The 16,752-nt window shown below is 57.4% G+C and carries 16 protein-coding genes; 11 read left to right on the top strand and 5 right to left on the bottom strand.

The features are described from left to right. The first annotated feature begins 14 nt into the window (after positions 1–14). The gene (locus tag LB564_RS25140) at positions 15–191 is read left to right on the top strand and encodes a Flp family type IVb pilin (RefSeq protein WP_140709594.1); all 177 of its coding nucleotides are present in this window, start codon (positions 15–17) and stop codon (positions 189–191) included. Positions 192–427: 236 nt separating this feature from the next. Here LB564_RS25140 and LB564_RS25135 read toward each other — a convergent pair whose 3' ends face one another. The 3 genes from LB564_RS25135 to LB564_RS25125 all read right to left on the bottom strand — a co-directional run bounded on the left by LB564_RS25135 (position 428) and on the right by LB564_RS25125 (position 3,548). Beyond that, positions 428–1,081, bottom strand: a complete 654-nt coding sequence (locus LB564_RS25135; protein WP_181173837.1) for a GGDEF domain-containing protein — start codon at positions 1,079–1,081, stop codon at positions 428–430. 285 nt (positions 1,082–1,366) lie between these two features. Then, positions 1,367–2,938: a pilus assembly protein gene (locus tag LB564_RS25130; RefSeq protein ID WP_224541765.1), complete on the bottom strand. Its 1,572-nt coding sequence runs from the start codon at positions 2,936–2,938 to the stop codon at positions 1,367–1,369. Between the two features lie 361 nt (positions 2,939–3,299). Further along, positions 3,300–3,548 carry a hypothetical protein gene (locus LB564_RS25125; RefSeq protein WP_140709588.1) on the bottom strand — a complete coding sequence of 83 codons (249 nt, stop codon included), beginning with the start codon at positions 3,546–3,548 and terminating at the stop codon, positions 3,300–3,302. 709 nt (positions 3,549–4,257) lie between these two features. Between LB564_RS25125 and LB564_RS25120 the strand changes: the two genes are divergently transcribed. From LB564_RS25120 to LB564_RS25105, 4 genes are all read left to right on the top strand, one after another. After that, the gene (locus LB564_RS25120) at positions 4,258–5,019 is read left to right on the top strand and encodes a Crp/Fnr family transcriptional regulator (RefSeq protein ID WP_140709586.1); all 762 of its coding nucleotides are present in this window, start codon (positions 4,258–4,260) and stop codon (positions 5,017–5,019) included. Between the two features lie 443 nt (positions 5,020–5,462). Next, positions 5,463–6,035 carry a TMEM175 family protein gene (locus LB564_RS25115; RefSeq protein ID WP_140709584.1) on the top strand — a complete coding sequence of 191 codons (573 nt, stop codon included), beginning with the start codon at positions 5,463–5,465 and terminating at the stop codon, positions 6,033–6,035. Between the two features lie 3,046 nt (positions 6,036–9,081). Beyond that, a complete protein-coding gene (locus tag LB564_RS25110; protein WP_224541763.1) occupies positions 9,082–9,288 on the top strand; it encodes a hypothetical protein in 207 nt (68 codons plus the stop codon). A 112-nt stretch (positions 9,289–9,400) separates the two neighbouring features. Continuing rightward, positions 9,401–9,583, top strand: a complete 183-nt coding sequence (locus tag LB564_RS25105) for a hypothetical protein (protein WP_140709577.1) — start codon at positions 9,401–9,403, stop codon at positions 9,581–9,583. 230 nt (positions 9,584–9,813) lie between these two features. On the opposite strand, the gene LB564_RS25100 is transcribed toward LB564_RS25105, so the two are convergent. After that, a complete protein-coding gene (locus tag LB564_RS25100; protein ID WP_140709575.1) occupies positions 9,814–10,647 on the bottom strand; it encodes a glycosyltransferase family 25 protein in 834 nt (277 codons plus the stop codon). 175 nt (positions 10,648–10,822) lie between these two features. Here LB564_RS25100 and LB564_RS31670 point away from each other — a divergent pair, with 175 nt between their 5' ends. From LB564_RS31670 to LB564_RS25080, 4 genes are all read left to right on the top strand, one after another. Next, a complete protein-coding gene (locus LB564_RS31670; protein WP_140709573.1) occupies positions 10,823–11,398 on the top strand; it encodes a CatB-related O-acetyltransferase in 576 nt (191 codons plus the stop codon). Between the two features lie 519 nt (positions 11,399–11,917). Then, positions 11,918–12,292 (top strand): TraM recognition domain-containing protein, encoded by a 375-nt coding sequence (locus LB564_RS31775; RefSeq protein ID WP_140709571.1) that lies wholly within the window; start codon positions 11,918–11,920, stop codon positions 12,290–12,292. 309 nt (positions 12,293–12,601) lie between these two features. Continuing rightward, positions 12,602–12,856 carry a hypothetical protein gene (locus LB564_RS25085; RefSeq protein WP_224541761.1) on the top strand — a complete coding sequence of 85 codons (255 nt, stop codon included), beginning with the start codon at positions 12,602–12,604 and terminating at the stop codon, positions 12,854–12,856. Continuing rightward, positions 12,853–13,293 carry an SMP-30/gluconolactonase/LRE family protein gene (locus tag LB564_RS25080; protein ID WP_224541837.1) on the top strand — a complete coding sequence of 147 codons (441 nt, stop codon included), beginning with the start codon at positions 12,853–12,855 and terminating at the stop codon, positions 13,291–13,293. Before LB564_RS25085 ends, LB564_RS25080 begins: the two co-directional genes overlap by 4 nt. Positions 13,294–15,121: 1,828 nt before the next feature. On the opposite strand, the gene LB564_RS25075 is transcribed toward LB564_RS25080, so the two are convergent. Then, positions 15,122–15,343, bottom strand: coding sequence for a DUF768 domain-containing protein (locus LB564_RS25075; protein WP_140709567.1), 222 nt, complete (start codon positions 15,341–15,343; stop codon positions 15,122–15,124). Positions 15,344–15,437: 94 nt separating this feature from the next. Here LB564_RS25075 and LB564_RS25070 point away from each other — a divergent pair, with 94 nt between their 5' ends. Both LB564_RS25070 and LB564_RS25065 read left to right on the top strand, forming a co-directional pair. After that, positions 15,438–15,674, top strand: a complete 237-nt coding sequence (locus LB564_RS25070; protein WP_224541760.1) for a DUF6894 family protein — start codon at positions 15,438–15,440, stop codon at positions 15,672–15,674. A 522-nt stretch (positions 15,675–16,196) separates the two neighbouring features. After that, positions 16,197–16,514, top strand: a complete 318-nt coding sequence (locus LB564_RS25065) for a DUF982 domain-containing protein (RefSeq protein WP_181173835.1) — start codon at positions 16,197–16,199, stop codon at positions 16,512–16,514. Positions 16,515–16,752: the final 238 nt, after the last annotated feature.

Here is a 16,752-nt window from a genome sequence, read left to right as displayed (position 1 = left end):
TTAGGAATTGAGACATGCAGAAGCTCATTCACAAGTTCGTCCGAGACGAGTCCGGTGCGACCGCAATTGAATATGGTCTCATCGCCGCGTTGATCGCGCTTGCCATCATTACCGGTGCAGGCGCGCTTGGAAATTCGGTCAACGCCAAGTTCACCAAGATCGGCAACACGTTAAACAGCAGCGGGTCTTAATCAGCGTGTCTCCTCGGCCAATCCTAACTCGTAGTAACGGGTGTGGGCGCTGCGGACCATCACCGAGTCGCAAGATACCCGCCTTGGGCTCAGACATTGACCGGGAGTCAATGAACGCGGGCCTGTCCCTCAGGCGATGAGGCATTAATGATCTCTACTCGATTGCGGCCATTGCGCTTGGCCGCGTACAATCGCTGGTCCGCAAAGCGGTAGAGTTCGCTGATGAGGCTTCCCGCTCAAACACCACGCCACCAACGCTGACGGACAGGCGGCAAGCTCTCTCCTTCCAGCTTAAGTTCGGAATCGTATACCGCGGCCCGGATACGCTCAGCGACCTTGCCAACTGTGTCCGGGCCAACACCAGGAAGCAAGACGCTGAACTCTTCACCGCCGATACGGCCGATGACATCGAATTCACGCACGCTCCCTTTGATGATTTGCACGATGAGCTTCAGGGCCTCATCACCTCCGTCATGCCCGAACCTGTCGTTGACCAGCTTGAAATGGTCAACATCGATGACGAGGAGCGCGCCCAGCCGTTCGATCTTTCGATTGGCCACTCGGTCCAGGAAGCCGTCCACGATCGCCATGAACGCCCGCCGGTTCAGACATGAGGTAAGCGCGTCAGTCGAGGCGACGATCATTAGCTCACGATGAGCGATGGCAAGTTCACGCTGTTTGCCAAGAAGGTATCCGAAAAAAGGTGGGGCAAGCACAAGCGGGATGATCACATTGTTCAGGGGACTCTCGCCCCACCGCCAAGTCCCTGTTGCCAGTGAATAGCTGTCAATCGCGAACGCCACGACGATGCAGCACAGCGTGCCAATCGTGCTCAGTGCGATGACGCGACCCCAGCCAAAGGTGGAGAGATCCATGATCGGCTTGGCCATCTTTCCTCGCCTGTGGCCCAGTAGATGGAGCAACATAGGTCCAGATCGTAAATCCATTGTGCGCAAGCGGTTGGTTCGCCAGCCATTCGATGGAATGGTCAACAAACGGTTGCTGAACACCAAAGCCGTACCCTACTCAGCAGCCAGCGACCCCCTCGCAACGGTGTCTGCAACGGGGAAGGCCACGAAACTAAATCCAAGAAAGTCGCGCCGCGGAGAAACCGTGCGCCCGCGGGCAATCGCGATCTCTCAATCGGCAGTAGCGTTGCACCACGGCGCGCAACGTCAGTCGACCAGTTGCAGTTCAGTGAACCTTCCAGCGATTTCCTTGAATACGTTGGGCAGCTTGCTGGGGTCGTTGACGGCATAGTAGTCAGTCGGATTGGTCGCGCATTTCCCGTACAGGGTGCGGTTAGCGGCCGTGTCTGATTGAAGGGTGATCGTATAGATCTGCACCTGCTGGGCCTTCAGTTTCTGGCAAACATCGAGCGTCCAGCGATCCACTTCACGCGCCGCATCCGTCTGATTGGTCGTTCCAAAGCGTCCTGAACCGAGGTAGCCGTAGGATGTATAGTCCGACTTCTCCGGCTCGTTGCTGGCACCGAAGACGACATTCTCGCCGTCGGTAAGCAGCACGACGATCTTGCTGGTATTTGGCGCCTTCCATGCGGCACCGTCCGTGTAGGGCGGATCTGGTGAAAGCACGCGCATACCCCAGGAGAGACCCTCCGAGACGTTGGTGCCCGAACCGTTCCATTCCTGCATCTGGGCAGCCGCCGTGCGCAATTTGTCGAGGTCTCCGGTCAACGGCACGACAGGGGTGGGGCAAGCGCGGTTAGGGCCTACCGTCAGGGGTCCTTTTTTGTCATTTATCTTCTTGGCCTTTGGGTTCTTGTATTTGGCGACCTTCTTGTCTTTTCCCTTGTCGTCGGTGCCGTCCGCGACCTCATCGGACAGGTAGGAATTGTTGTAGACCCGCGTATCGTTGCCATAACTGGCCGATGGGTCCGTCGCGTCTCCCGGGTCATCCGGCGCGAAATACGGCACGAACAAGGTCTCGGGCTTGTAGCCGTCAGGTTTTGCATCGGAAGTGCTGTTGATTCCGGGGCGTGCCTCCACGCAGCCCTTCCAGCCAGTGCCATTCCATCCGGTCCCCTCTGCAAGGTCCTTGAAGAGATCCATGTGGTTGGCGCGCTTGCCGTCCGGCAGAAGCGGAAAATTGACGCCGTTGTTGGGAGACCGACCATCCATATCGATCCACGAGGGGTCGAACTCATCACCATTGACATTGACTGCAGTCACGAAGGGGACGAGCGCGGCGGTTACCTTGCGATTCGGGGACTTCGCGTCGCCCAGATCATCGAGCAGTGCTTTCGTGGCGTCCCGCAGAGCCTTGATCTTGGCGCCAGCCATGGAGCCGGTGTTATCCAACACCAGGACCACTTCAAGATTGTTGGTGGCCTCCATTGCACCGGCGTCGACTTCGACGTGTTTGCTGTCGCCGAACATGAAAGCGAAGTAGAGCTTGACGTCGGCCGAGGCCGAGGCTTTGGTCTTTACATAGTTGAGCCCCTTGTCGACGGCGAAGGTCACCTTGGGGTTCAAGAGCTCGGTGTGATTTGCGATGTTGGCTTGGAAGTAGCGTTGGAGCGCGGTCTGGCGATCTGCCTCGCTGTCCGACAGGTGCGAGGACGCCAATATTGATCCGTCCAAGGAATTCTGCAGATTGACCTTTGCCCGCATCAGCGAGGATACATCGACCGCAAACCCGACTGACGCAAGAATGGCCGGGAGGGCTATCCCGAACAGAAGGCTGAAATTGCCGTTCCTCGACCGCAAAAATTTGGACGCAAGCATGCCAACCCCCTTCGCCTAACCCATATTGGCGCATGGGCTGCTTGACGAAGTGTTGATGCAGATCATGAATGTCGGGCAAGCCAACGAGATGGTTAAGCCGCCGTTGAATGTTAGTCCCGGCCGAGCTTGTAAGTCCTGCTACTGCCCAAGCTGGTCGAGCCTCGGATTGTTCAAAATGCGCAAATCAGGACGCACGCTGCACGGTGTGTGGGTGAATAGTGGATCGCCTTTCTGACGCAGCGATTGTCGCCATACCGACTGCACGACAGTGGCCACATGCCAAGATGTTGCGGATAGGCTGGTCCGCACCAAGAGGTAGGTGGCGGCGCTCAGGGGTCGGGGAGTAGCGGCGGCTGGGGTTCTAGCGCAGCAACAGTCGGCCTTGATCGAGATGGGTTGAACTGGTGAGATGCGCTGGCGGTGGTTCTTCGTCAGGCGCGGACTCTTCGGCGTGTTCTAATCGCTCCAGCAACTCCTTGATGATATCCGGTAGGTTATGATCAACCCGGAAGCACGGCAGGCTCTCTGCATAGCGATTCATAGCCCTTGAGCCTATCTGATGCTTGATAGCGGCAGCGACTGTCCCGCCCGAGTACTCACCGAAATTCATGGTGAGGTCGTCCCTTCGTCCAGTGCGGAACCCCTGAACTTGTGAATGGTTCCGCAATTTGAACATGATCGTGGCCCGATCCGATTTCGCCTATCGTTGTTGATGTCGTTGTGAGGTGTCCTCCTCTTGCTATCCGTCATCGCCAGAAAGGGCTGATGGATCGCGTCTCAATCCGACGGCCCTTTCATTGGTCAAAGGATCCGGGAGCCCGAACGACCTTCAATTCGGGTGCAGCAGATATGACGCCGACCGCTGCGATTTCGATAGCCCGAACTTAGTTGGCGCGGCGTCGTGGGTGGCAAATGGAGAAGTAGCGCGATTCTCCTCACGCCAAATAGTTCGGGAACACGCTAGCTTTTTTCGACGCGTCGGAGCGCTTCAAGGGCGGCCTTCAGGCTCTCCCGCATGCTTTCAAGCAGGCGTTCGTCTTGCCCAACGGGTCGGCCCTTCGCCCGCTCGCGCTCTACGACCCTGTCTTCAATGGATAGGGCGTGTTCATAGTAGCCAACGATATTAGTCAGGTGTGCTCTGAAAGTGCTGATGCTCCTGTCTCCCGATTGGGCGAAAGCATGATGACGACTTCCAAGCGCCCGATTGCCGACACGGGCGACCAGACAGTGTACGCCTTGCAGGGACGGATAGCCAATCTTCACTGGCGTACACCTGTTGCCCCTGCTTAACTCCCCGCTTTCCGAAACGGGAGGTTTCGATGACCACTGACGGCTGCTGTACGGCCCTGATCCGGAAGCTGGAGCATTTCGAAAAACTCTCCGACGAAGACAAGAACCTGCTTGTTAAGAGCGTTGCGAGGACCGCGGAGTTCGGCGCGGGCAGCGATATCATCGGGCAAGGAGACAAGCCTGACTATGTTCACCTGCTGGTCGACGGCTGGGCAGGCCGCTACAAGCTTCTGCCGGACGGCGGCCGCAACATCATGGCCTTTCTCATACCCGGAGATCTCTGCGACGTGAATGTCGCATTGCTGGAGGAGATGGACCATTCCATCGGCGCATTGTCGTCGTGCAAGGTCGCGTTGATTCCGCTCGCGACGATCCGCAATCTTATGGACCAAAACAGGACGTTGGCCCGAGCGCTTTGGTGGGGCACTCTAGTCGACGAAGCAGTACTGCGCGAATGGCTTGTCACGGTAGGATCACGACCGGCACAGCAACGGGTCGGCCATTTGATCTGCGAGATGTTGATACGCACCGAAGCCGTTGGCCTTGCGCGAGACAACAGCTTCGACTTGCCGCTCACACAGCAGGAACTTGCCGACACGATGGGGATGTCGCTGGTCCACATGAACCGGACGCTTCAGGGATTAAGGAGCCGAGAGCTCATCATCACAAACGGCCACACGGTGACCGTGGAGAACCTGAGGGCTCTTATAAAATTCGCCGCCTTCGACCCTTTGTATCTCCACCAGCAGGCTCATAAATTCAGAAGCATGATGCAGGCAAAAGTCGCGTAGCGACTACTCTGACAGACCGGCATCGAAGTGCACGATAGCATCGAGGATGGTGCGGTAGAGGCTGTCCACCTCCTCATCAATCTCCAGCCGCTAGGCCGCTTCGCTTGGACATAGTGCTAGGGTCCGCCCTTGCAAACAAGTGGACAGCGGATCAGGCCCATTAAGCTGATAGAATCACGAGCTCGGCGGTGAGCCAAAAGCCGGCCGCCATAAACACCAAGATCACTGCCGCGAAGATAAAGATGCGCATGCCCGCTCCACTTCAGCCGGCCCTTTACCACACGACAAAAAAGCCCGCCACCTTTTCGGCAGCAGGCAAGTTCATAGAGCCCCGCCGCCCCATTTGCGGCATCGGCGCGTGGCGAGGCCGGTAAAGCTGGCGGGCCGGTTGAGCAGCGCAAGGAATGCGCTAGCATTAGCGCAGAAATGAACGGGGAAACACCGTGCTACCGTCACCAGGACTGGAAAGGCTGAACGCATTTTCCGATGGGGTGTTCGCCGTACTGATCACAGTTCTAGTTTTGGAACTGCGCCCGCCGGAAGTGCCGACGTTCAAGGCCCTTCTGACGTCATGGGAAACCTGGCTTAGCTACGGTGTAAGCTATCTCTTCATAGCCATCGTTTGGGCGAACCACCACCATCTTTTGCGCCACGCCAAAGAGAGCACAGCGTCGTTGATGTGGTACAATTTCGCGCACCTGTTTTCAGTCTCGCTACTGCCCCTGGCCACGGCATGGATGGCCGTAAGCGAGTTGGCACCGCAGCCTGTCGCATTCTATGCGGCCGTGTTTTTCCTGGTAAACTTGACATATTTGCTGTTGATCCGCCAACTCATTGATCCGTTGCCAGACGACGAGGTGTCACCAGAAGTGCGGCGGATCATGCGGCTGCGAGCCATAATTACGCTCTGCTTGTTTGGGCTCGCTGCTGTCTTGGCATTGAACTACCCGATCCTTGGATTGGGGATCTGTAGTTGTTGCCTAGCAGTCTATCTCAAGCCCCAGGCGCAGGGCTGACAACTGAGGGCCAAAAACCGGCGTTGCGCCGGCGTCCTCCGACAACTCTCCTTCGTAGATGCCGAGCCAGCGTTTCTCTTCCCAACCGTATTCCGCCGGCTTGCGCCCGTCTTCGGATTACGCGATGCTCCAGTTCGGGCAAATTATTGGGGGCGGGTTTGCGTAGATACCGACGCGTCGGGTTTATCGCGCACCGCGACGGCATGATCACGGACTTATTTCTTACAGGCGTCGCTGCTTTTTCTATTATCATTCCGCTCTACTTCATCCTCAAATGACAACTCGCCATCCACCGGGGAAAAGTCTCGCGACCGTGGGCGCCCACCGCTTCCCTGGGCCGTGGTGAAACATCAACAGAAAGCCGCCCGTGGCCTACTGCGAAGGCCTTCCGAAAGGAGTGGCTAATCCTTACGGGACCGAACACTGTACGCAGAACCTCCGCCGCCAGGTGATGTTGCAGGCACAAAAAAACCTGCTGGCTAGAGCCAGCGGCTCACGGTTGCTCACAGCCTGCGAACCGCCGTATGGTATGAATCGGGGCAACGCCAGGCTGACAGGTACGCTCTCTAAACTACAGCTGGTTCTGGAAGATCGGGCTCTGGAGGTCAGCTTCGGCGGCGCCGCAGCCCCACCGGGCCTTATTGGGGGTGCAGCAGCAACCTCTCATTGCGATTGCGAAGCAACCTCTCATGGGCGCAAGCATTTCGTGGATGCCGGAAATGAGGTCGTAGTACCCGTGCCCGGCCCCTGTGCACGTTTCGCCTGATTGGGATCACATCTGGGTGATGGATGGTCGCATACGAGACGATTGAACTTTATGCAGTTGGATTTGCGGCTACTCCGGCCTCGGGGCAGTGAGGTGCAAAATGAGCGACGCGGGACGCAGGGAGCCATCCACCTGGCGGATAGTGACGGCGCCGCCCGGCAATGCGTGAGCGGAGGGCTGGTCCTTGGGGAACCGGGTCAAACCTCTTAACCGCGTCAGCTCAGGCGGGCAGGGGGCAAGGACGCGCGAGAAGGCGTTCGCGGGTAACGATGAAGGGTGGGGGTACCGAAATCGCTTGTACGGGGCCATTTGCGATCCGCGTCCAAACAGGCAAATGTCGGCTACAACAATGGCGTAGCTCAGGCCGGAACGGTGTAGGCTGGGGGCTGTTCAGTGGGCGTATGGTGCCAATCTGGTTTCAGAGGCCGCCACCGAAACAAACTGTCGCGGCACGGCGGAACGCCTTGCAATTCAAGACTCTGCCGCTATTCAGATGCCCGTTTGCTGCGGTAGCTCAGTGGTAGAGCACTCCCTTGGAAAGGGAGAGGTCGAGGCTACCATGCCCCGCGCTCAATGGCGCCATTCAATCGCCGAGAAGCTGACTGTCCGCAAAGGTCTCAAAATCGATCACCTCCAAAGTGAGCTTTCCACTGTCAGCCCCTAAATCGGTCACTAGTTTTGTCACTGGTCTATGCTACAGACATGCTACTCTGTAGTAGAAATAGATAAACGAAATCAGTGGTTAGGGCGAGAGCGCGCTGCATCTATGGGGTGGGGTCCAGTCAGTATAACCGGCTCGCTGTTCGCGCCGATGACCACCCCGGGCTTCCCTATGACATCAAATGGGGCGCGATCGGCAAGAGCCTGACGGGCGGCTTCGGCACTCTGCAGCCTTCCCCGAACCGGTTGTTCACCCGGCGCGAGTCATGCCTAGACAGCACCATGCGACGCCGCGGATATTTTACGGATGTGAACTTAGCCCCGGGTCAAGGTCGGCTCTGCTGAATCTGACGCCGGCACGATAGCATCGCTTTTCAGCCCTAACGCATCGAGACCTTCTTGGATTTGCCGCAGCCTCGGGCCATCGCCATGCTTCTCAGCGCCTGAGCGGTCTCGCCGCCCAGGTGTCCTGGATCACATCCGCAAAGTCACGTTTGAAGACCTCGCGCGCATGGCCAAGCGACATCGACGGGTAGGCGCCAAGCTTCGCTCCCAAGCGGTTAACATCGGCTTGTCCACCTGCGGCATCGTTCTCATCGGCGGCTTGCACAGTCAGTCGCGACGAAGTGTGGTGCCCCAACACGTGCGGAACATCAGAGCTTTCTAACGGTTCTGTCTTGGTGGATTCCAAGGTGGAGCGACGGGCCGTGGCAGCGCTCGATTCGTCTATTCCTCTGGTTTGACGGCAAGTGAGCTCTCCGGCGGCTGGCCTTTTTCTCATAGCGGAACTTTGTCGATCGCCGAAGATTGAGCCATTTGGCGGCAGGGTGCACAGGCCTGTCGCTGACCAAAGACCCAATCTCTGGTCGGCCCGCGCCTCCCCGAGAGGTGCGGGTCATTTGCGCGCGACTTGGGCAGCAATTGTGTGCCAACCTGCTTCGTGGCGCGAAGCCCCGCCCCTGGTTGATCATTTCATCTGCTGAAGGCGCTCAAGGGGGTGCCTTCCTGCGACTCCGTCCGATATTTTCCGAGTTTGTCTGTTGCGATGGCGCCGGGAGCTTACCGAGGGATACCGCCGATCACCCAACCGAGCGAGAGAGCCAGGACGAACCCCAGAAATACGGCCGTAAAGAACCACATGACGCGCTCCTCCGCTCGTTGTGCGAGCATCAACGCCCCAATCGCTTTATAGTTGCAGATACAGTATTACACAGCGGCAGCGATCCCGCTCGGGCGCCTCTCGACGCGTGGAGCATCACATCTGGTGGTCGGTTTTTGCGTGGGAGCGTGTTGGACGCAGTTGCCAGCCGCCAATCGACCGTCCGAGGTCGGTGGATATGGATTGTGCCGTTGTAGGCGCCGCCCACGAAAGCAGGGCAACGCTGACTGAGAATGAAATCAGCAAGGCGAAGGCGGTCGCGAGCAAGACATGGTCCCCTGTTGCAGCCGGAGCAAAACCGCCGCCGATCCGCTTCGTTCATTCACAGTTTGCTCGCTTGTGTGTCAAGGTTACCGCGCCGTTAAGAACGGCGTCACACCTGAAACGAGGGAGCCAGCGTTGACCCGCCACGCCAATGCCGTCGCGGCTGGAACCTTTTCAAGCCGCGCGGATTGCTCTGCATGGCAAAAACCCCAGAAGTTGCCCCACCCATTTTGGCCGAGACCAGCCCCGACCGATCTGTCAATTGCGAGGTCGCTCTGGAGACGGCCTTCGCAGCCCTTGTTGCTACTTCCAATGCCCAGGGATGGACCCCGGAAGAGACGGCCGAGACGCTGCACAAGCTTGCTCTTGAGCATCTCGAACAGCTCAAGGTTACAACAGCATAGTCGATCCGGCGCGGCTCCGAAATTTCGGCACGTCACGTGTCGGATTATTTGCATTCAAACGAGTTTTGCGACGCTATAAATGCTGCCTCGACGTAGGTTCTGGGAGGAGAGCATGGCTCCGCACGAGCAGCATGCCGTTGAAATCATCCGGGAGAAGAAATGGACAGTGCGTGTAACCGCCTATGGTAACGCGATCACATTTCCCTTCGAAGTTGAAGAGTACGCGCGCTCATATGCGGATGGGCAGGCGTTCCGGCTCGGGGTCGAGGTTGTCGAGTTCAAGCAATGCGCGTAGCGGGAACCTTCTCCTGCAGGTCATGCTGACAGTGAAGGAGAGCTTTGGAAGGAACGGCCTTCAGCGCGCGGCGGACCTGCCGGTCGCCTGAGCCGGCGCGGTGAACTCAGGCCCTCCGCTTATCCTCTTTTGAAGTCTCTTGCCTCGTAATTCCGGGTCTTTTAACCCGGTGAACAGATGGATTATCGCCGTTACGCGTTTGTCCTCTCCATGTTTGCCGGTCATGAGACTCATGGCCATTGTGGTGCCTGCAACGAGGCCTGCCTCGCAGGGCGGCGGAAGCGCTTTCCGCGATAGACAAATGCTATATTCGCACCCCTCCTCAATCGGAAGAGATCGAACACCTGGCGCCACACTCGCCTGACCTCCACGGCAATCTTGGTCCAAGGGCCTTTCCGTTTCCGTTTAGCCCGCTCGCTATGTTTGGCCGATCTATTTGCCTCCATCTCGCTCGGGAATTCTGCTGCCTTGTCTGGGAAATGACGAGCTTGAGCACACAAAGCGGGCGAAAGTTGATAGATTGTTCTGTTTGAGGACGGCGGCGAAGTGGTATCAAACAACACGATGTCCACCGCGCGGTTGTTGCTCTTCGTCGCTTCAAGCAAGTCAATCGCAGCCTGTCGGGAAACAATGTAACCGGCAGAGCCGCAATGAAGCCAATGCAACCGATGCAACTCGTGACCTGGCATGATGGGAGCTGCTCGCCTTAACGACACGACCGTCTTGCTAAAGAAAGTTTCCAGCTTGATAATGTCTGCATCGGCTGGGATCCAGTTTTCGTGCGCAAGCAGCCGACCGGCTGTCTCCGAGAATACGATGTCATCCTCGAAGACCCCAACATAAGGGTCATCTCCATCCGCGACGAGTTGCCAGCAGGCTCTGTGGCTTAGAACACAGCCGATCTCCACAAGGGACAGGTCCGGAGAGATGTCCTCGATGAATTGCTGCACTAGCCCGTCGACGGCAGGAACTCGCTCGAATGTAATGCCGATACGCCCAAATTCAGCCGTTACTTGAGAAAACCGGGCGGGTGACCGGTCCAGATTGATTACAAGGCACCTCATTGACTCTTCCCCCCAACGCGGCATTACTCGCCACATATCCCTTTCGCAATTTTCATACAATCCACGTGAAAAGTGGAATAATGTAATATCTTCGGCCCCTCCCAGTTTTGACGATGAATATGCTGGAATTTCGGCATATTGACAGCATCAGAAGGGTTTTCTTGAGGGTGACAAAATGTCTAAAGTAACACAATGGCTAAGAAGAAGAAAATTACTTCAGCCTAAAGATATACTTCCATCTTGCGTGCGGGTCGGCCGCTATCCGCATGGAGTTCACAGCGGCTGTTTCCTCTTCGTCTCCAACGATTCACCTGTGACTATCGGGTCGTTCTGCGCCCTCGCGACAGGGGTCCTCTTTATTTGCCAAGCTAATCACCCGACCGAGACAGCATCCAACTTCGGCCTTCAAGACCAACTGCTACAAACCAAGTCAACGATGGGATATCTTCGTACAAAAGGCCCGATAATTGTCGGTAACGACGTTTGGATCGCGACTCGGGCAATCGTCATGTCGGGCGTCACCATTGGCGACGGAGCTGTAGTCGCTGCGGGCAGCGTCGTCACGAAGGATGTGCCACCCTACGCGATTGTGGGCGGCAACCCGGCGCGGATAATCAGATATCGGTTCTCGGAGGACACGATCGCAGCCATGAGAGAAATCCGTTGGTGGGACTGGCCGATTGAGCGGATTGTAGAGCAAAAAGCAGCGTTCGACTTGCCTGCGGAGCAGTTTGTCCGTCTTTTTAGATGACACCTTATCTCTTCACAGGCCCGACATCATCGATGAGATCGGCCGCAGTCCTACTGATCTGATTGACGTTTGAGATCGAGGCCTTTCAAGCCGCTGCCGCGACATTCTGGGCATCTGATCGTTGACCCCTTGCAGCCCGCTCGGAGGACTCCGTGTGGGCAACAAGTCCCGTTAGTCTAGTGGACAACCATTTACTGCAATCGAATACCTTGCCAGCGCCGAGACATCCCCGGCACTGAAACTTTCTGAACCCTACCAAACGCCACCTGCCAAACTGTCGGAAAGGCAAGAACGCAGGCAGTTAGAATTAGTTTCAGCTAATCCATTGGGGCCAAGGCGCTACCCTGCTAAAGGTATCGTTCGCCGTCGCCGGAAGCTCAGGCCAACACGCGATCGGCGGCCGCGATGCGCCGCGTCCTTCTCTTCGGGCGAAGCGCCTTTCTCCAACTCAAGCCTCATAGTTCGCCTCTTGTGTGGCCATCTTTCACGGCCACCTATTGGGTACTGGCTGAGGTATAGATGAGTTGCTATAGTACTTTTTTCGCCATTATGAGTTATAGAAAGGCGCTCTATAGCCCATGGCATGGAATTGGGAACAGGCCGACTGGCCGCATTTTACCTTCGACAACGCCGGTGCTCAATCTGCTCGATGAGTTCGCCGCGCATGGCCACCTCCCTCCCATCGGACGGGCCATCGGCTTGTTGGCCGGCTATGGCGTCCAGCTTTGGCCCATCCCTGGAGGAGGCTCATCAACTCAAGCCACATACGGAAAAGGCTGGAACTCTCCTGTCCAATCCAGGGGTGCTTCTTCCGTTTCAATGACCACGAAGCCGCGTGTCTGGTTTCCGCTTTCCGCCTTGCTCGGACAGGCAACTGTCGTTTGCAATCCATGAGCCATGCGCTTGATGCCGACGAAACGGGCATCACTCCGGCTCGCCAACACATTGGCAGGCGATGATGACCCGACGAGGTCCGTAACTTGCCCACAGCACGTCAGCCTGCATTTAGCAGATTGTTCGATGGGAGCTAGGATCTGCATAATTCGTTGCTGAAGGGGAGCAGTACTTGCGGGCATCCGCGCGGAGCCGCAGCGCGCGCGCATGGATGAGCGCAATTTATAAAGTGTTTGACGTTTTTGACGCGCTATCGAACGAACGCGATCTGCCACGATGCCGGCCTGAGACCATGGGAAGGAGCCCAACATGAAGCTGGTATTAGCTTTGGCGTTTGCGATGCTCAGCACTTCTGTGCAAGCCGCCAACATCACCGTTATCGACGGCAATGCCAAGTTTCCCGAAGGGCCGTTTGTAGAAAAAGGGATTCTTTATTACGCCCAGTACGGCGCAAGTGAAGTCGACATGTGGGATGGCAAGACACGAACCACCATCTGGAGCAAGGATGGTTCGGGTAGCAATGCCGTGCAGCGGTTTGGCGAGGGCTTTATCATCGCCGGATAGATGACGGCACCATCGTTCTGACTGATAAGGCCGGAAAGACCAAAGTCGTTGTTGACCATGACGATGAGGGTAACAAGCTACTCGGCCCCAACGATATCGCCCTCGACGGCAAAGGCGGCGCGTACCTCAGTTTGTCAGGCCCATGGGAACCGGAGCCGATCGTCGGCAAGATCGTGCATGTGAGTGCGGATGGCAAAGTGAAGGTCGTCGCCAAGGATATTCACTACGCCAACGGCCTGACGCTGTCGAAGGACGGGAAGTTGCTCTATGTCAACGAATCCGAAGCGAACCGGCTGATCCAATTCAATGTCGCTGACGACGCCACACTAACCGAACGCAAGCTGTTCTTGCGGCTGTATGAACTCGGCGAGCCACCATCAGCCTATCCCGATGGGGTTAAGCTCGGACCGGATGGAAATTTGTACATTGGCGAGTAAAGCGCCGGGCGGATTCTCGTCGTTGATCCAGCCACCAAGAAACTTGTGAAGGCGATCGACGTGCCTTCCGCGGCGGCGCCCAACCTGGCATTTTCCGCCGACGGGAAGACTATGTATGTCACCGCCGTCGACGATAAGTCCGGAGCGCCATACCCTGGTAAGGTCTACGCCATCACCGATTTCTGAGGCGACTGCAGAATTGCATCGCTGTCCCCGCCCAGGTTAATCCGAAGGCGAAACACAAGCCGCTCGAAATGTTCCTGGCGTGGGCGTTCAGCCTCCGCTGCGTGCCGGCCCGCGGGAGTGGGGCAAGTTGAAATCTCGGCGGGGATCAATCACCCGAAGGGCGCGACAGCGCCGTGCTGCAGCGTCAGCGAAGCATCGGGAAACCGTGATTTCGCAGTGTTGGGGAGAGAGGGGGAACACCTCGCTCCCCGCGCCAGAAAAAGGTCGCCTCAGCGGCGAACTACGGATATACGGATTGCAGCAGGGAGCCAGCCAGACCTTTGACGAGCCGCCCCGCGATCACCACGGCCTGGGCTTTCTTGGCTGCGGCCTTGACGGCAAGGGCAGCCTGGGTACCGCAAGCCTCCGCCACCGCAGCTTCGATGCTCCTGCGATTGAAATAGCTCTCCAGTCGGGGGCAAATAGTAGGTCATTCCAACCTTGTGCGCCTGTCCAAGCCGCTCGGCATGGGCGAGGGGGCTTTTCCGAACCGTAAACTTTGTCCCGACGGCGTTGAGGTGCTGGCGGCAGCGTAGGCCAAAGACTCCAGCAATTCGTCACGGATGCGCTCGAGACACCATTCCCTGAGGTCGTCACCCGCCTCCACGAAAACCGCGTGACTGTGAGGCTGGGTGGGCCGTCACCGTCGATGCCCCTGGCGTCAAGCTGGTGAGGTTCAAAGGCTCTGTGAGGAAGCCGCATAGCGGAAGCCGACCTAGGTCACTTGGAAGGCGAGATCTCAGCCAAGCACCATTCCAGCGAAGACCACAGTGAGGAGCAGTGATACCGGCACGGCTAGAAGACAGCACATCTCCATGGTTCTTGTATCTTGCCGCTTGTGCATCTTGGCCGTCTCGCATTTTTCGCTATCATTTTGCGCGAACGGGTCGCTGATGGAAGCGCTTCTGCGCGACGCCGCTTGAGATGCAGTCGGGGTGCTGTAGATTAGCAACACCTTGACCGTCTCCAGGAACGCGCCTGCCGCAAATGCAGCGTGGCCAGCGAAGGGTGATCGCACTTTTGAGCGAACAACCCTGCGCGAGACATGGCTGCATCAGCCGCTCGCCCCGAAGAGACCTTGCCCCTTGTTGAATTGATAGCGGTTGGGCGGGGCCAGAACCGGCGACCTCTGCTGCTTGGTTCACCCTGGAGGCGTCGCAGGTGGAACTGCGGACTAACGCTTTGGTATCAGTTATTCAGGACCTGATCGCCAAGGCAAAAGCATTAAAAGCCCGCCGCGTGGCCAATCGCGACGGACCTTCATGTGAGGAGTGGCTACATCCGAAGGAATCGACCACCAAATGGTTAACGTTCTCGGTCCGGTAATGTTCCCCGCCAGAAAAGGCTCCGCGGGCCGACCCAGTTGACTGATCAGAATGAAGCACCGCCGGCGGAGAGTGTCGGACTACCGGACCCTATGAGGCGAATGTTCCGCGGCGCGCACCTCGCCGTCGCTGTCGGGCCGCCGCGTGTTATCCGCCCCTAACTAGCAAGCCATCTTTGGGAACCTACCATTCGGATGTGTTCCTTTGCTGCGCCGTCGTTACCTCATCTTCTGCTGCTGCCGCGCTCGGAGGTCGACACACCCAGGACCTGTAAGCGCTCATTCCAGAAGGCCAGCGTCGTGATGGACGATAGCATCGAGCACGGTTTCATAGACACTGCCGGTCTCTTCCTCGATCTCGGTGCTGGTGATGCCAGTCGCTTTAGCGTCGGTGAAAAGCTTCTGGATAGCCTCCGCCACCGAAATCACGTCTGAACTGGCCAGGCCAGACACGTTGCTGCTTAGCCACTTGTCGAGGAAATTGACGCCACGCGTGCTCATCCCCACACAAGCGACACGGGAACATTAGGTTCCACTTACGCAAGCCGGGCCGAGATCGAGGAACAAAACACTGACGGGCTGGTTCCCGAACGTTATGTCACGCTACTTTTTCGACACTATTGAAGACAGTCAGATCGTCCGCGACGATCTGGGTATCGACATGAGCCAGCTCGAAATGCGCGCGGAAGCGAAGCGCGTTCTGCCTTCAATCGCGGTGGAACACCCCCTCGCGTTAGATCGCAATGAGTTCGTGGTGCGGGTTCGCGACGAGAATGGATGCTACGTTTATGAAGTTAGCCTGATCCTGGTCGCACGGCTGTTGATGGCATAGGCGTTCCATCGTCGGACCGTCTTGGAGAGAGCCGCCTTCAATCGTGCGGCGGCTAGCGAATGCTGTCGGGGAATCGCTTCGGAGGGAACGGCCTGGGTCATGGCTGGACTAATACGGGTTAGCCGTGGATGTTCCCGCTCTCGGGATGATCAGGCGCATTTCGGGTCACTATGCTGCACAAGCGAAAGCGACTCATTTCAGAAGATGCTCATAATGCAACGAGCCCACCAGCCGGCCAGCGGAGCTGGACATTGGGCCAAGGAGTAGGTGAGCGGCGGCGGGATTATTGAAGCGCTAGACCGGCTGTCACTGACGACAAACGCTCGTTTGGTCAACTCCCGCGCTTGGTAGGTTTTCTTCTCTCCTCGCTTTATCGACCGAAGTCGCCGCTAAGGCGAGTCTTGTCACGCCTTCGAGACCATTTTTCGCGCCGAGCCGTCCTCCAACATAGTTCCAAGCGACTGCAACCAATCCCAATCTGTGGAGTTGACAAAAACTTGACCATTGAAATGAGGGTTGATCTTGGCTGCTTTCTTACCTGTGCAGATTAAATTTGTGAACTCCCACACGAAGGCCATCTCGTCGGTGGCCGAAGCCAGAGCGGCAATGAATGAGGCGTGGAAGAACAAGGAAATGCATTCCTATCGACAGGCATTGCGATTGCTTGATGACGCCCAGGCAGGAACTTGCCGGCAATACATCGCGTTCGAAGCTTTTTTGAAAGCCGCGAGAGATCAGGACATGGTTGTTTCAGGTCAGCCAAGCAAGGGCCTCAGCCGCCTAGACGAGCTGGCAAGCTCGATCTATCACCCGGACCGCCCGCCGCCGCACTCGGTTTGAGCAGCAAGAGGGCGACAGCGCTGAACCCCTCAAGGCGGTTGGCGGTGGCTCGCTCTGCTGGTTCGACGATTATCGTTTCCAAGACCTTGGAGGAGAGGTCCGGCGAATCCGAGGTTCACCGGAGCGGTGACCATCGGGCGGACGACCCACAGTTTGAGCTCAGCATCGCCCGGGTTGGAACCAAGTGCCAGCCGAACTTTTCAACGGTGGCTTGGCAACTCCGGGTCGTGTTTTCATC

The organism is Mesorhizobium sp. ES1-6 (assembly GCF_020164775.1).
In the GTDB taxonomy this organism is placed as follows: domain Bacteria; phylum Pseudomonadota; class Alphaproteobacteria; order Rhizobiales; family Rhizobiaceae; genus Mesorhizobium.
Note: the sequence above shows the minus strand (reverse complement) of the source record. Positions and strands in the feature narration are given on the sequence as shown.

Excerpts from the sequence above, each read along its gene's own strand:
- LB564_RS25140 (WP_140709594.1), top strand. The coding sequence starts at position 15 with ATGCAGAAGCTCATTCACAAGTTCGTCCGAGACGAGTCCGGTGCGACC.
- LB564_RS25135 (WP_181173837.1), bottom strand. The coding sequence starts at position 1,081 with ATGGCCAAGCCGATCATGGATCTCTCCACCTTTGGCTGGGGTCGCGTC.
- LB564_RS25130 (WP_224541765.1), bottom strand. The coding sequence starts at position 2,938 with ATGCTTGCGTCCAAATTTTTGCGGTCGAGGAACGGCAATTTCAGCCTT.
- LB564_RS25125 (WP_140709588.1), bottom strand. The coding sequence starts at position 3,548 with ATGAATTTCGGTGAGTACTCGGGCGGGACAGTCGCTGCCGCTATCAAG.
- LB564_RS25120 (WP_140709586.1), top strand. The coding sequence starts at position 4,258 with ATGACCACTGACGGCTGCTGTACGGCCCTGATCCGGAAGCTGGAGCAT.
- LB564_RS25110 (WP_224541763.1), top strand. The coding sequence starts at position 9,082 with ATGGCAAAAACCCCAGAAGTTGCCCCACCCATTTTGGCCGAGACCAGC.
- LB564_RS25105 (WP_140709577.1), top strand. The coding sequence starts at position 9,401 with ATGGCTCCGCACGAGCAGCATGCCGTTGAAATCATCCGGGAGAAGAAA.
- LB564_RS25100 (WP_140709575.1), bottom strand. The coding sequence starts at position 10,647 with ATGAGGTGCCTTGTAATCAATCTGGACCGGTCACCCGCCCGGTTTTCT.
- LB564_RS31670 (WP_140709573.1), top strand. The coding sequence starts at position 10,823 with ATGTCTAAAGTAACACAATGGCTAAGAAGAAGAAAATTACTTCAGCCT.
- LB564_RS31775 (WP_140709571.1), top strand. The coding sequence starts at position 11,918 with ATGAGTTGCTATAGTACTTTTTTCGCCATTATGAGTTATAGAAAGGCG.
- LB564_RS25085 (WP_224541761.1), top strand. The coding sequence starts at position 12,602 with ATGAAGCTGGTATTAGCTTTGGCGTTTGCGATGCTCAGCACTTCTGTG.
- LB564_RS25075 (WP_140709567.1), bottom strand. The coding sequence starts at position 15,343 with ATGAGCACGCGTGGCGTCAATTTCCTCGACAAGTGGCTAAGCAGCAAC.
- LB564_RS25070 (WP_224541760.1), top strand. The coding sequence starts at position 15,438 with ATGTCACGCTACTTTTTCGACACTATTGAAGACAGTCAGATCGTCCGC.